14 protein-coding genes are annotated in these 13,683 nt (G+C 34.5%); 2 read left to right on the forward strand and 12 right to left on the reverse strand.

Annotated elements, in window-relative coordinates; translation table 11 throughout:
- The first annotated feature begins 9 nt into the window (after positions 1 to 9).
- Positions 10 to 1,002 (forward strand): tyrosine-type recombinase/integrase, encoded by a 993-nt coding sequence (locus tag AACV00_RS04075; protein ID WP_004251263.1) that lies wholly within the window; start codon positions 10 to 12, stop codon positions 1,000 to 1,002.
- An 82-nt stretch (positions 1,003 to 1,084) separates the two neighbouring features.
- Here the strand turns inward: AACV00_RS04075 and AACV00_RS04080 are convergent, their stop codons facing one another.
- From AACV00_RS04080 to AACV00_RS04110, 7 genes are all read right to left on the reverse strand, one after another.
- Positions 1,085 to 2,536, reverse strand: a complete 1,452-nt coding sequence (locus AACV00_RS04080) for an AMP nucleosidase (RefSeq protein ID WP_004248038.1) — start codon at positions 2,534 to 2,536, stop codon at positions 1,085 to 1,087.
- 71 nt (positions 2,537 to 2,607) lie between these two features.
- A complete protein-coding gene (locus tag AACV00_RS04085; protein WP_036918297.1) occupies positions 2,608 to 3,873 on the reverse strand; it encodes a hypothetical protein in 1,266 nt (421 codons plus the stop codon).
- Between the two features lie 122 nt (positions 3,874 to 3,995).
- Positions 3,996 to 4,904 carry an AEC family transporter gene (locus AACV00_RS04090; protein ID WP_004248036.1) on the reverse strand — a complete coding sequence of 303 codons (909 nt, stop codon included), beginning with the start codon at positions 4,902 to 4,904 and terminating at the stop codon, positions 3,996 to 3,998.
- A gap of 192 nt (positions 4,905 to 5,096) precedes the next feature.
- The gene (locus AACV00_RS04095; RefSeq protein ID WP_036918295.1) at positions 5,097 to 5,579 is read right to left on the reverse strand and encodes a GNAT family N-acetyltransferase; all 483 of its coding nucleotides are present in this window, start codon (positions 5,577 to 5,579) and stop codon (positions 5,097 to 5,099) included.
- A 150-nt stretch (positions 5,580 to 5,729) separates the two neighbouring features.
- Positions 5,730 to 6,212, reverse strand: a complete 483-nt coding sequence (locus AACV00_RS04100; protein WP_004248034.1) for a hypothetical protein — start codon at positions 6,210 to 6,212, stop codon at positions 5,730 to 5,732.
- 261 nt (positions 6,213 to 6,473) lie between these two features.
- Positions 6,474 to 7,175: an alpha/beta hydrolase family protein gene (locus tag AACV00_RS04105; protein ID WP_223302927.1), complete on the reverse strand. Its 702-nt coding sequence runs from the start codon at positions 7,173 to 7,175 to the stop codon at positions 6,474 to 6,476.
- A 10-nt stretch (positions 7,176 to 7,185) separates the two neighbouring features.
- Positions 7,186 to 7,467 (reverse strand): hypothetical protein, encoded by a 282-nt coding sequence (locus tag AACV00_RS04110; protein ID WP_223302926.1) that lies wholly within the window; start codon positions 7,465 to 7,467, stop codon positions 7,186 to 7,188.
- A gap of 760 nt (positions 7,468 to 8,227) precedes the next feature.
- Between AACV00_RS04110 and AACV00_RS04115 the strand changes: the two genes are divergently transcribed.
- Complete coding sequence (locus tag AACV00_RS04115; protein ID WP_036908028.1) at positions 8,228 to 8,827, forward strand: hypothetical protein; 600 nt, start codon at positions 8,228 to 8,230, stop codon at positions 8,825 to 8,827.
- 223 nt (positions 8,828 to 9,050) lie between these two features.
- On the opposite strand, the gene ahpF is transcribed toward AACV00_RS04115, so the two are convergent.
- The 5 genes from ahpF to AACV00_RS04140 all read right to left on the reverse strand — a co-directional run bounded on the left by ahpF (position 9,051) and on the right by AACV00_RS04140 (position 13,520).
- Positions 9,051 to 10,616: an alkyl hydroperoxide reductase subunit F gene (gene ahpF / locus AACV00_RS04120; RefSeq protein WP_017628129.1), complete on the reverse strand. Its 1,566-nt coding sequence runs from the start codon at positions 10,614 to 10,616 to the stop codon at positions 9,051 to 9,053.
- A gap of 92 nt (positions 10,617 to 10,708) precedes the next feature.
- Entirely contained in the window at positions 10,709 to 11,272 is a 564-nt protein-coding gene (gene ahpC / locus AACV00_RS04125; protein ID WP_004242845.1) for an alkyl hydroperoxide reductase subunit C, read from the reverse strand.
- 292 nt (positions 11,273 to 11,564) lie between these two features.
- Positions 11,565 to 12,272: a hypothetical protein gene (locus tag AACV00_RS04130; RefSeq protein ID WP_107336936.1), complete on the reverse strand. Its 708-nt coding sequence runs from the start codon at positions 12,270 to 12,272 to the stop codon at positions 11,565 to 11,567.
- A 281-nt stretch (positions 12,273 to 12,553) separates the two neighbouring features.
- Complete coding sequence (locus AACV00_RS04135) at positions 12,554 to 12,709, reverse strand: hypothetical protein (RefSeq protein WP_004242841.1); 156 nt, start codon at positions 12,707 to 12,709, stop codon at positions 12,554 to 12,556.
- Positions 12,702 to 13,520: a PadR family transcriptional regulator gene (locus AACV00_RS04140; RefSeq protein WP_036905695.1), complete on the reverse strand. Its 819-nt coding sequence runs from the start codon at positions 13,518 to 13,520 to the stop codon at positions 12,702 to 12,704. Before AACV00_RS04140 ends, AACV00_RS04135 begins: the two co-directional genes overlap by 8 nt.
- Positions 13,521 to 13,683: the final 163 nt, after the last annotated feature.

A 13,683-nucleotide genomic window follows, 5' to 3' on the forward strand; every position in this document is an offset into this window, starting at 1 on the left:
GAAATTGCTGTGGATTTTCACCACGACGATCAAGAAATAACACCAGAAACATCACTTGTATTAGCGGAAAAACAACCATTATTAGATCTCAATGCAACTTTCACCTCTCCGACACAAACTAACCCTGCACTGGCTTATTTACGCAGTTTAGGCTCTAAACGTAGTCGCCAAACGATGGGATCGTTTTTAACGATCGTGGCAAAAATGATTGGCTTCTCTTCAATAAAGCATTGCCAATGGGGAGCACTTCGCCGCCACCATATTCAAGCAATTATCGACATGTTATCTGATGCGGATAAAGCACCCGCCACGATTAACACTTATTTAGCTGCACTAAAAGGTGTCGCTTTAGAAGCATGGGCGATGAAGTTGATGGATACAGAAAGCTATCAACATATTCGCCAAGTAAAATCGGTAAGAGGCAGTCGATTACCTAAAGGTCGAGCGCTTACTGGACATGAAATTCGCGCACTTTTTCGCTGTTGTGAAAAAGACCACTCCTCAAAAGGTTTAAGAGATGCGGCCATATTAAGTGTACTACTTGGTTGTGGATTACGCCGTTCAGAAATTGTTGCGCTTAATTACGAGCATATTCAATTTCGTGATCAAGCTTTTATTGTTAGAGGAAAAGGTAATAAAGAAAGAATATCCTATATGCCAGAAGATACTTGGGAGCGTGTTCAATTATGGATCGATGAAATAAGGGGATCACAAGATGGCGCCCTTTTCACACGTATTCGCCGCTTTGATGATGTAACGGATGAACGAATAACAGACCAAGCCATTTATTATATTTTAGAGACACGTCAACAAGAAAGTGGCATTGATAAATTTGCTCCTCACGATCTGCGACGCACTTTTGCCTCTGCAATGTTAGATAATGGCGAAGATATTGTAACCGTAAAAGATGCCATGGGTCATGCCAGTATTATGACTACACAGCGCTATGATAGACGTGGTGATGATCGTCTTAGAAAAGCGGCTCGACATTTACGTTTTTAGCCTTTTATATTGTAAAAATATACCCAATTCAATCAATGATATTGGGTATATAAATTTTCATCTTATTAATTTTAGCTATGGCTTATCTAAATGGCGGCTCATTAAAGGTTCTTAATTTACGAGAATGTAATTTATCTTCTTCGTCTTTTAATAACTCAATTGCATGAATACCTATTTGTAAATGCTCTGATACCGCACCTTCATAAAAGTGATTAGCTTGTCCTGGTAATTTTATTTCACCATGTAACGGTTTATCAGATACACATAACAAAGTGCCATAAGGAACGCGAAAACGATAACCTTGAGCGGCAATAGTGGCACTTTCCATATCCACGGCAACGGCTCGACTTAAACTAAATCGCCTTGATGTTGCTGAAAAACGTAATTCCCAATTGCGATCATCTGTTGTCACAACCGTTCCTGTTCTTAATCGTTGTTTGATTTCATGTCCAGGCTTACCGCTAATGGCTTTAGTGGCATCATAAAGTGCACGCTGAACTTCAGCAATATTAGGAATAGGAATATCTGGCGGTAATACAGCATCTAAAATATGATCATCTCGTAAATAAGCATGAGCTAAAACGTAATCACCTAATAATTGGCTTTCTCTTAAGCCTCCACAATGACCAATCATTAACCAAACATGAGGACGTAAAACCGCCAGATGATCACAAATTGTTTTGGCGTTTGACGGCCCAACACCAATATTCACTAATGTTATTCCCGGCCCTTCTTTTGCAATTAAATGATAGGCGGGCATTTGATATTTTTTCCATGTCAGATCAGAAATTAATTTTTCCGGATCAACCGTATCGGCGGTTATTTGCTGAAAACCTGCACAAGAAAGTGCGCAATATGGACTATTTTTATCAGCAACTTGTGCACAGGCCCAACGAACGAATTCATCCACATAGCGGTTATAATTGGTGAATAAAATATAAGGTTGCACATCTTCAGGTAAAGTTCCGGTATAATGCTTTAAACGAGCCAAAGAAAAATCCGTCCGTAGTGCATCAAAATGTGAAAGAGGTAAAAGCTCGCTGTCATCAATTAAACCATCGGTAATATCATCACCAATTTTAGAGAGATCGGTAGTCGGAAAATATTTTGCTAAAGAGGCGCTCATTGACCGATCAAAACCAATGCCAGTGCCATCAATGACAAAAGGATATGGTATCTCTTGTTTTGAGGCCGTCACTTCAAAAGAGACATGATAAGCATCCGCAATAAGTTGCAGTTGCTCAGTTAAATAATTTTCAAATAAAGTTGGATTGGTGATAGTAGTAGAATAAGTACCTGATTTTGATAAACGCCCATAAGCTCTTGTTTTATCTTCTTTTTTAACATCACCATACCAATGTACGGTTAATTGCGGATAAGCAAATAGACCTTCAGCCCTTTGTTTTATATCAGGTAATTTTCCATCTTGAGCATACATAATAATAGCATTACGTAAGGCATCAACAGCATTTTGATATTGTTGTTTTAACTCATTAATAATTTTTTGAATTTCTGGGTTATGAGGTTTTGACATAAAGGAGCCTCTACTTATTCTCACGTTTTTCACATCATAGCAAGAAGCTCTATTTTGACCAAAGAATAAAATTAATAAAAATTATATGAGCATTTTCCACCTAATGAGACTAGTTGTCCTTTATTTAGTTTTAACGTAATATCAACGCTGTCTTCTTTAATGATTTTATTTCGACTCAATAGATGGGAGAATAGCTCTCCTAGCCTTGGTTTTTTATTATTTAGTTGTTTTATTATCTCGTTCATCTTTTCATTTAAAATTTTATCATAAGTTATTTCGATATTATTATTAATAGCAACCATATCATAGATAAAATTATATAACTTACTTTCAAATGGTTGAGCTAAGGGAATATCTAGATTTATTTTATCGCTACTTTTTTTAAAAAATTTTATTTTTAATTCAATTAAATCATCAGAAAGAGTCTTTATACTATAAATTTGTTCTTGCTTAACAACATTACTCATAGAAAAAGATGTTGTTAATGTGTAGTAATCAAAAGAATCATTATATGATTTAATTAAGGTGATCCCTTCTTGATTTAGTAAATAATAAATTGCCTTTTTATTTTCCTCTGAGATATCTTTAGTTAAAGTTTCAAATTCTTCCATTGCCTCGTTTTGATCTTTACTTTTTATTTTTTCACCATTGAAAATATAAGTATTTCTATTTATATCTTTTATTAGTGCATTTTTTATATTTAAGTTAGTATTACTATTTTCTGTTTCTAAGTTAACATTACTATTTTCTATCGCTTTGCTTACGAGCTGTCTTATTGCACTAAAGTTAACTTGATTAAAGTTACTTTTATTAAGCTTTAAGTCTATTTCACCAGAACGTATTTTATTATCTAATTCAATATACAACTCAGCAAAAATTTGATCATTAAGCTCATTTTTATCTAACTTTTCATATAGACATTTCAATGCAATTTCATTAGAAAAAATTGATGAATGCCGATTAAATGCATTAATTATTGTTGACATTTTATTAAGTTGTTCATTGTCTATATCCGTTATAGAAATATTATAATTATCTATTGAAATCGTAATATTTCTATCATTAATATCAATTTTTATTCTTTCTTTATATGCATCTGAAGCCATAGTTTTTAGCATTAAAACATGATATAGCATTTTAAAATGATTTTTGTCATCAAATAGATCTTGATATACAATATTTTCAACTGTTTTTAGTGCTTTTTCTCTTTTGTTTGATTGGAACCAGTCTTTTATTTTATCCCATAATGACATCACATCTTTTGTTTTTTCTCCTTGTGATATTCTTAATATTTGTGAATTAGAAATATCATTGTGATTAATTTTTACACTCATCATATTTTCCTCTTAAATTAACCATATAATAATTAAAATTACATTTAAGAGAAGAACACTTTTAGTGAAACTATGCTATAAAAAATCACCCACTATAAATCATATTAGTCGTATTTCCTTTAAGTTTATGGAATTAAAAAACTTAATACGATCGGCAAGGTAACTGCTGCAAGCATGGTTTGTGATGTAATGATCCCCGCCATTAGCTCAGAATCCCCTCCTAGCTGTCGAGTTAAAATATAAGAAGTTGGGGCTGTAGGGATAGAAAAGAAAATGACTAAAAGCATCATAACTAATGGAGACAAACCTAAAAAATTAGCAACACTATATGCAATTATCGGTACAATAAGCAACCGAGTCACTGTGTTAATACTAATCATTTTACTTTCTGCTTTTAGTGTTGATAAATGTAATGCCGCACCAATACAGATAAGCCCTAAAGGTAAACTAGTCGCAGCTAACAATTTTAGAAATTGATCGCTACCAAAAGGAAGCCCTATTCCTGATAAATTGATAACAATCCCTATTACGCAAGAGATAATTAATGGATTTTTAATAATTGGGAAGATTAATTGACGAAAAGTTACATTTTGCCCTGCGGTTAAACAAAGCACTGAAGTCACATTTGATAGAGGAACCAAGGTTGCTAATATCAAAGCAGCTATTCCTAAACCTTCAACGCCAAATAAATCAGCGACAATAGCTAAACCTAAATAAGTGTTAAACCGAATATTGCCTTGAACGATCGCACCAAAGCGGCCAGCAGACCAGCCGGTTATTTTTTTAAAAATAACACACAAAATAGTGGTAATGATGACTACTGAGAAAATAGCCCCAGCAAGGTGAGGTAATTGAGGATCAGATAAAGGAGCATTAGCCAAGCTATTGAGAAGTAATGCAGGAAAGAGTAAAAAATAATTTAATTTTTCAGCCCCTACCCAAAATGCAGGTTCAAATGCTTTATTTCTTCTTAAAATAGCGCCTAGCGCAATTAACGCAAATAAAGGCCATAACGTTAACAACACATTTTGCATAGTGTTTGCCCCAGAAAAATAGTCATAATTTACAATATCGTAACATTAGCAAAATTACCAACTGATATTGTTAATATAAAAGCTAATTCAAAAAATGATAAAAATAAAAAATTTTCGCATTTTAAGCCCAACTTTTTCTGTTCTATAATGCTAGGTATAATTTTTATGTCAATAAGGCACTATTTATAAATTTTATAAATCAATATACATTCGATAACAGTGTAAACTTGCCTGAGCCAAGCTAGAATAGTACTCTCGCTCTTCTAAAACAGTGAACCCTTGTTTTAAATAAAATAGCATCGCATTAGGCGTTGCATCTAAAAATAATTTAACAAAATTTCTTTGTTTAGCTTCATATTGTAGCTTTTTAAGAATAAGTCCTGCATATCCTTTTCCCATGCATTCCGGTAATGTAAAAATAGCTTCAGCAAAGCCTGTTTTAAGATCTAAAAATCCAGAAGCTACGGGAATAGATAATTTTTTATCATCAATAACATAGAAAGGATTATTAATAATAGATTGTCTATAGCCGTCAGGCATTTCATCAGGAGTCCAAGCGGCTAATATATCGGGCGGATAGACATGTTGACAGCCAAAACGTAACGCTTTATTTCTTAAATACCATAATCGTTTTGCTTCATGAGGCTCCGCAAGCCTAAGTTGAACACCTTCCATTATAACCTCATTAGCCACTGTATATATTGTAATTATAGAAGTTATTATTCACTATTTTATTTTTATATCACTATTATAAGATTATTTTTATAATGTCCTAAGTGTATCCATTACGCCTGATACACTTAGGCTAATTCACTTGTTAGTTAACTATTTTAGTATAGTTATCTTGTTATTTTCATCGTTATTACACTCAACATTATTCGAAGATGGCAATAATAATGCAATAATATATCCTAATAATAAAATAAAACGCACTATCACCATTGTATCTGAAGAAATAAGTAATGGATATGGTGTAAGGACCATGGTGCCTATGGTAAAGATCAGTGCAATAGTGATAGGATATTTGAAACCGAAATCTCTTACTCGTTGAGTTAAAATAAGTGCAAATACGTAGATTTGTGCTATTAATAATATGAATTCGACTATACCATAAGAACTAAAAGAGAATTGGTAGAAAAATAATTTATCAGGATCATTCTCAACGGAATCAGGTAACAAGGTCATAAATAACATATATATTAAACCGTTTACAATACCAAATAACACAGAAAAAACCACTTCTGCTCCTAAAAAAGAGAGTCTATCCCGTCTTTTTTCCTTCCATTGATAAACTATTTTAGTTTTCATATTCAATCCTTTCTATTTTAAAATTGTATTCTTTCATATCATATATAATATACTTAATATTCTTACCTAAAACTATATGTTTATAAGACAGTATAAGCAATTCTAACATCTTCTGTTTTGATTATTGAAAGAGACAATCAACAAAGTTCTAAATACTTTTAAGCACATATGATGAAATTTTAGACTCACTATATCGGCTCAAAATAGACACTACCGCTCTTTTATCTAATTGATAATAGAGCGGTTTTATCATTTTGAAATTTATTTCACCATTTTATTGATCCACTTAATTTCTTCGTTCGTGAATCGAATATTGCTTTCTTTATTTGTATCAGTATCTTGCAAGATTTTGTCTTTAATTAATTGGCTAACAGGGACAATAATATTAAAATGGTCTCCATTTTTTATATTATAAATTTTCAGAGGAATATCGTGTTCCATTGCAACCACACGTAATTCATTGAATTCATTCCAAAAATAATCATGACCTTCAAAATAAAATGTTGGTGTTTTTATTGATTTAATATAGCGGTATACAGAGCGGACATTAAATTCTTCTTCGTTGTTTTTATCAAAGGGTAATTCAACCATCATCCGCCCTTCTGTGCGTAGTTTAAGATCAGGTATTCCTCCTAAAGAGAATATTGCCCTGAATTTATCACTGTATTCACTAGCCAATAATGCTCTCGTTCCCCCAGTGCTATGTCCTACTACGTAAATACGTTTAGGATCAATATAAGGTAATGACGCTAAATATTCTCTAGCTGAGTCTAAATCTTCTAATTCACCATAAAACATTTCATAGCGACCAGGGTTGGTATTTTCACCACGAAAAGAAGGTATCATGAGTACCATATTAGGATCACGAAACGTCGCTCCTGTTTGGTCATTTTCAACTGGTTGTGGTGTCCAAAAATAATCATCTCCTCCTATCCCACCATATCCTCCATTCAGCCAAATCACCGCAGGTAGTTTATTTTTTTTTATTCGCCGGCGGAGGGGTTAAATAAGCATACATATCACCTAGTTTGGCCGGATATTTAACTACATTGAATATTTCTGCTGGCGCTTCCCAAGGTGCTTCAGTATTGTCAAAACTATCATTTATAATTTGTGTTTTAAAACGCTGATGTGCTTCAAATAAGGTTTCATCGCGAACATCGATATTCGCATTCGCCGAGAAAGTACCAATTGTTAGTAAAGAAAAAATAAGCGCAGGAGCAATTTGTCTAAAACATCTCTTTTTTAGAACCATATCAATCAATTTCCTTATAGATTATTTAAGTAGTGGAATAATAGTATAGATAGCTTAAAAATTTTGAATAGCATTTTTCTTGAACAACGAAAAATAGATGTAAAAAGTATCTTAATTGGAATGGTTAAATTGCTTAAAAATTAAATAGGCAGAAAACGGTTTTTGTTTTCAGAAATTATTTTACCATTTTTTGGGCTATATTGAGAGCATTCAAACAATTAAAGAACACCATTATCCCTTTTTGATATAACACCTAGATCTCTGCTTGCCATGTTCACGAGACACTTCAATCCGGAGATTGGTTGACGAATCAATACAGATTTATAATGAAAGGCGACCCCATTTATTATTAAACTATAAAACGCCCGATGAGGTTCATCGAGCATTTTATACCTGAAAAGTTGTCAACCTATATCAAGATTAGTCATTATTTTTCAATGGATGGAAGTGTTTTTTCTTGTTAACAATTTACTATAAAATTTTTTAAAGCTTTTCCCAAAGAAAAATAATTCAAATTATGCATACGCTACAAAATGACATCGTTGAAATTATTCTCTGACCCTTTTTATGCTCTAAAACCTCGCCAAATGTTTTCTCCCAATCGCTATATTAAGAAATCACCCATACTGGCAATTTTAAGCCCCTTTCGTGTAGATTTTTAATATCGGGTGAATTGCACGAACTACAGTTATTGCTAGGACTCCAAGTAAAACAATAAATAAGTTAATATTAGTTAACTTATTAGCTTGGAGAAAAGAATATGCACCCATCAAAAGTAAGAGTTTATGTATTTAATTGGAGTACTTTTGTGATGGTATTAGGAATATTAGCATCATTATATTTTCATATTTCTACTCAAAATAACATAGCAGATAGAGACAAAGAAAATAGAGAAAATGAAAGAAATAATATAAGAACAATGTTCGCCTATGAGATTTCATATAATCAATCAAATCTAAGACTTTTAGAAGGAACTAAAAATGCAGGTTTTGATAAAGAAAAGTGCCAAGCAGAAATCTGCACTGCTAGTCCTGTTGAACTCAATGTATTTGCTGGCATAAGATTGATGATTCTAAACTCGCTAAGAGATGATGTATATACTATTTATCTACCTCAGATATATCTTCTTGAACCTAAAGAAGTCTCGTTAATAATGAATTATTATTACAGTCAGAAAGAGCTATTACAAAGCTCAAAAGCCATTCAGATAGGATTAGCCCAAAATAGAGACAATAAAAAATGGCTTGAAGAAAAAACATACCTTCTTACCCATAGTTTTGAGAATGAATACTTATTAGGCGAACAAATACTGTCAATGTATAAAGCTTATATTCCTGATGAATTAGTGAATAAACGTTAATACTCAAAAAATGATATGGCTTATCTACATACTTCTTACAAGATGCCATTCAATATAACCCCTTGAAAGGGTGTACAGAATTACTGGTTTAGAGTGTCCACATATTGTCCACACTTGAACACTTAAGGGCACTTTTTAGCTCTTTTTGATGGTTTTATATACAAAAAAAGGCATCTTAAAAAAGATGCCTTTCTCTATAACTTATTGATTATCTTTGATTTACTTATTTTGCAGTCGTGCGAATCAAGTAATCAAAGGCGCTTAATGAGGCTTTTGCACCTTCACCCGCGGCGATAATAATTTGTTTATAAGGAACAGTTGTACAGTCACCCGCAGCAAATACCCCTTTAATATTGGTTTCACCACGTGAATCAACCACGATCTCACCAATTTTATTACGCTCAACAGTTCCGTCTAACCATTGTGTGTTTGGCAGTAAACCAATTTGGACGAAAATACCCGCTAAGGCAATATCATGCATAGAATCGTTAGTGCGATCTTTATATTTTAGCCCTGTTAACTTAGTGCCATCTCCATATACTTCTGTTGTTTGGGCATTTAAGATAACATCGACATTACTTAAGCTACGCAGTTTCTTTTGTAAAACAGCATCGGCTCTCATTTCTGAGGCAAATTCTAGTACGGTCACGTGCTCCACTAAACCAGCTAAGTCAATAGCAGCTTCAACACCGGAGTTACCACCACCAATAACAGCCACTCTTTTACCTTTAAATAGAGGACCATCACAATGTGGGCAGTATGTTACACCGCGAGTACGGTACTCGTTTTCACCCGGTACGTTCATATTTCTCCAGCGAGCACCCGTGGCAATAATTAAGCTACGGGTTTTTAAAATCGCACCAGATGCGGTTTCAATTTGGTGTAGATCACCTTCCGCTGCTCCCGGAATTAAACGGCTGACAGTTTGGCTGTCAATAACATCAACTTGATAATCATCAACATGAGCTTTTAAAGCCCCAGCTAATTTTGCACCTTCTGTTTTAGGTACAGAGATATAGTTTTCAATATCAACAGTATCAAGAACTTGTCCACCAAAACGTTCACCGATAAGACCTGTATTTAAGCCTTTACGTGCAGCATATACTGCCGCTGACGCCCCCGCAGGGCCGCTTCCGACAATCAAAACATCAAAGGCATCTTTTTTATTTAATAACTCTGCAGTGCGTTTTTCTGCATTGCTATCTACTTTGCTAACAATTTCAGCTAAAGTCATACGACCTTGGCCAAACTCGTTGCCATTTAAGAATACCGCAGGAACGCCCATGATATTACGTTCCTGAATTTCATTTTGGAACATGCCTCCGTCAATCGCCGTATGGGTGATGTTCGGATTTAAAATCGCCATTAAGTTTAATGCCTGAACAACATCAGGGCAGTTATGACAAGAGAGCGAATAATAGGTTTCGAAATGAAACTCACCGTCTAACTGACGAATTTGTTCAAGTAATTCTGGGGCTTCTTTAGATGGATGACCACCGGTTTGTAATAATGCTAAGACTAAAGAAGTAAACTCATGACCTAATGGCGAGCCTGCAAAACGAACGCCCGTTGTTTTCCCTGGGTTGGTAATAAGAAAAGATGGTTTGCGCACATTAGCACTGTTATCTTCACGGTATGTGACTTTATCAGATAACGGTTCAATTTCTTTTAATAAGGCTTGGATATCAGCAGAATGTTTGCTGTCGTCTAATGTTGCAACTAACTCAACTGGCTGGGTTAATCGTTCTAGGTAAGCTTTCAGTTGAGCTTTTAAATTATTATCTAACATTTTTGCACCCTCAATAAAATCGGGTGCCGAAACACCCGATAAATAACTACGTTAGTAGCTTCTTTAGTGGCTTGATTCTTATTTAGAATTTTTTAGATTTTGCCAACTAAATCCAGTGATGGAGCTAAAGTTGCATCACCTTCTTTCCATTTTGCTGGGCAAACTTCACCTGGGTGGCTAGCAACATATTGAGCTGCTTTTACTTTACGTAACAGGTCAGCTGCATCACGGCCAATACCTTCAGCAGTAATTTCGATTGCTTGGATGATACCTTGTGGGTCAACAACGAAAGTACCACGATCTGCCAGACCTTCCGCTTCACGCATATTTTCAAAGTTACGAGTTAATGCGCCAGTTGGGTCACCGATCATGCCATATTTGATTTTACCGATAGTTTCTGAGCTGCTATGCCATGCTTTATGAGTAAAATGAGTGTCAGTAGAAACAGAGTAAATTTCTACACCCATTTTTTGGAATTCTTCATAATGATCAGCTAAGTCACCTAATTCTGTTGGACAAACAAAGGTAAAGTCAGCTGGATAGAAGAAGAAAATGCTCCATTTGCCTTCGACGTCCTTTTCAGTCACTTCTACGAATTGACCGTCTTTAAATGCCATGTTTTTGAATGGTTTGATTGGGGTATTAATTAAAGACATTGTATTTCCTCCTGTTTGGTATGAATCTAATGTACCTATTCCAATTGAGAATATCTAATACATTCCTACTATCATATCAATAGGTTTTACCTAATGAGTTTAATAAATTGATAGAGATAGATTAACGAAATGTAGCGACTAACGCAAATGACTAAAAAAAATACAAAAAAACACGATTTAATGACAAAAAAAGCTAATTATTGCTATTTTTAGCAGTAAAAATATAAAATTAACTCTCTAAAAAGTAACAATTATTTTTTCAATTTAGCGCTTTTTATCACATATATACAGATCAAATCTCTTTGGCGGTTTTTAAAATAGTATAAGTGCATTTAAAAGCGGCCTGTTGGATCCGATAAATATCTTGGTTATCGGTGGTAGATTGTACAACTGCATCACCGGCTTGAAAACGTTGTAGCTCTCCCCAAGGCGCTTCCATTGCAAACTCAGCGGTTTGTTTTGGAACAATAAAATAATTCATTTCAATCCCTTTAGGGATAAAAACTTGATAGCCTTGCCTTATCGGTGTGATGCTTTTCGCTTTGTCTGCATCAGCCAGATTATAGCGCTGAGCAAATTTATCTTTTCTGACCAGAATTTCTTCATTACCTGTTGCTGGACAAATATTTTGTACAACCCAATCACCCGCTTTGGCTGGCTCCGAAATAGTTTCAACCCCTTCACCTTTTATGTAAGTGGTGATCACTTCCCCTTCTTTTGCAGGTCTGGCTAAAACGGGTTTGGTTTTGATAGCCACACCAGTGATGGCCATTTTCTCCGCTTGAGCAAAATAAGAAATGCGATCTTTTTGAGGTAAATGAGTGAGTGGTTCAGCCACAGAAAATCTAGGTAGCAAGGCAGAGGCGAGAAATAATATTGCTATGCTATTTTTATAATGTTTGTAAGGCATATAGGTACTGTCTATCTTATCTGTCATCTTATTTATCTTATCTATCATCTTATTCATACAGATGCATGGGTAGCATTTTGGTTTTACCATATATCAATGGTATATCGAATATTATGACAAATTAAAAAATAACAGTATCAATAAAATCAGCAAGTAATGAACTAAGAATAAAAAAGCGAGGAGTCTCACAACTTATAATAAAAAACTAATAAAAAACCACCGAAATAGTTATAAAGTGCCTCATTAGTAGTGAGAACTATTTGAAAAAACAGTGCGTTGAAAAAAATGATGACATGATAAAAGAAATATGCGAGGCAGCATGCTCAAAACGACAGAAGCTATAGCATATGGATAGCCTCTGTCTAGCATTATCATAGTCTACCTGTTTTTCGTAACGCTCGTCGAAAATAGGATACTGGCATTTTAGGACAAATTTGCTCTTTGACGGCTGGATTATTTTCTAGCTCTTCTTTTTCAATATCATTATTTTTGCTTCTGTTCCGTAATGGTGTTTCTGTTTTATTCATCTTCCCTTACCTCAGAGATCAATGCCTCATTAATGGCTTCTATTTTTTCGACTGCTTCATTAAGTATAAAAGCAATGCGTTGCGCTTTTTCTACAGAAAGTTGTTTCAATACTAACTTATGACGTAATACCGCTTTTAATTTTCCTACCGCAAATTCGATTTCCTCAGAAACTCCCCCTGCGTTTTGTGATAAATCACGTGCATAAGCCAGCTTATTTTGAATATTTTTTTCTGTTTCTTGGTTTTCTGCTAAAAATGCTGAACCTTCTGGCGTAATACTATAATTTTTACGGCCTTTTTCAGCGATATTAGCAACAACTAAATCTTGCTCTTCTAATAGTGTCAGTGTTGGATATATAACCCCTGGACTTGGTACATATAGTCCTGAAGATGCTTCGTCTATTCCTCGAATAATTTCATACCCATGGCTAGGTTTTGCCGCGATCATACTCAACAAAAGGACACGTAAATCACCATGGTCAAACATACGTTTTAATTGACGACCTTGGCCTCTTCCTTTTCCTTTACCGGCACCACAACCTCGGCCATGTCGTTTACCATGCTCTTGCTGTTTTTCACCGTGACAACAGCCATGATCGGCATGACCATTATGCTCATGACTTTGCTCACCCTGTTGGCAACATTCGCCATGACGTTCTTGGTGATGGCCCCTTTCACCATGACAACAATGTTCATTATTGCCATTGTGGTGTTGTCCTCTGTGTTTACCTTTACCACCACAACGTCCGATGCCATGACCACCATTATCGGTGTGTTGTTGATAAAGCGAATGTAACGCTTGGATCATCATAATATTCCCTCATTTTTTAGATATATCGAAATCATTGATGACCAATATAATCCGATATATCTAAATGATCAAGTTTTAGATATATCTATTTACTTTTATCTATCATAAGGAATAGTAACAATATGATTTATCTATAGTTACATTCTATCATTCACGCCTAATT

The organism is Proteus sp. G3927 (assembly GCF_963894685.1).
GTDB lineage: Bacteria > Pseudomonadota > Gammaproteobacteria > Enterobacterales > Enterobacteriaceae > Proteus > Proteus mirabilis.

What these genes read in the sequence shown, in the direction of transcription:
- AACV00_RS04080 (WP_004248038.1), bottom strand. Translation starts at nt 2,536, where the DNA reads ATGTCAAAACCTCATAACCCAGAAATTCAAAAAATTATTAATGAGTTA.
- AACV00_RS04085 (WP_036918297.1), bottom strand. Translation starts at nt 3,873, where the DNA reads ATGATGAGTGTAAAAATTAATCACAATGATATTTCTAATTCACAAATA.
- AACV00_RS04090 (WP_004248036.1), bottom strand. Translation starts at nt 4,904, where the DNA reads ATGCAAAATGTGTTGTTAACGTTATGGCCTTTATTTGCGTTAATTGCG.
- AACV00_RS04095 (WP_036918295.1), bottom strand. Translation starts at nt 5,579, where the DNA reads ATGGAAGGTGTTCAACTTAGGCTTGCGGAGCCTCATGAAGCAAAACGA.
- AACV00_RS04100 (WP_004248034.1), bottom strand. Translation starts at nt 6,212, where the DNA reads ATGAAAACTAAAATAGTTTATCAATGGAAGGAAAAAAGACGGGATAGA.
- AACV00_RS04110 (WP_223302926.1), bottom strand. Translation starts at nt 7,467, where the DNA reads ATGGTTCTAAAAAAGAGATGTTTTAGACAAATTGCTCCTGCGCTTATT.
- AACV00_RS04115 (WP_036908028.1), top strand. Translation starts at nt 8,228, where the DNA reads ATGCACCCATCAAAAGTAAGAGTTTATGTATTTAATTGGAGTACTTTT.
- ahpF (WP_017628129.1), bottom strand. Translation starts at nt 10,616, where the DNA reads ATGTTAGATAATAATTTAAAAGCTCAACTGAAAGCTTACCTAGAACGA.
- ahpC (WP_004242845.1), bottom strand. Translation starts at nt 11,272, where the DNA reads ATGTCTTTAATTAATACCCCAATCAAACCATTCAAAAACATGGCATTT.
- AACV00_RS04130 (WP_107336936.1), bottom strand. Translation starts at nt 12,272, where the DNA reads ATGGTAAAACCAAAATGCTACCCATGCATCTGTATGAATAAGATGATA.
- AACV00_RS04135 (WP_004242841.1), bottom strand. Translation starts at nt 12,709, where the DNA reads ATGAATAAAACAGAAACACCATTACGGAACAGAAGCAAAAATAATGAT.
- AACV00_RS04140 (WP_036905695.1), bottom strand. Translation starts at nt 13,520, where the DNA reads ATGATGATCCAAGCGTTACATTCGCTTTATCAACAACACACCGATAAT.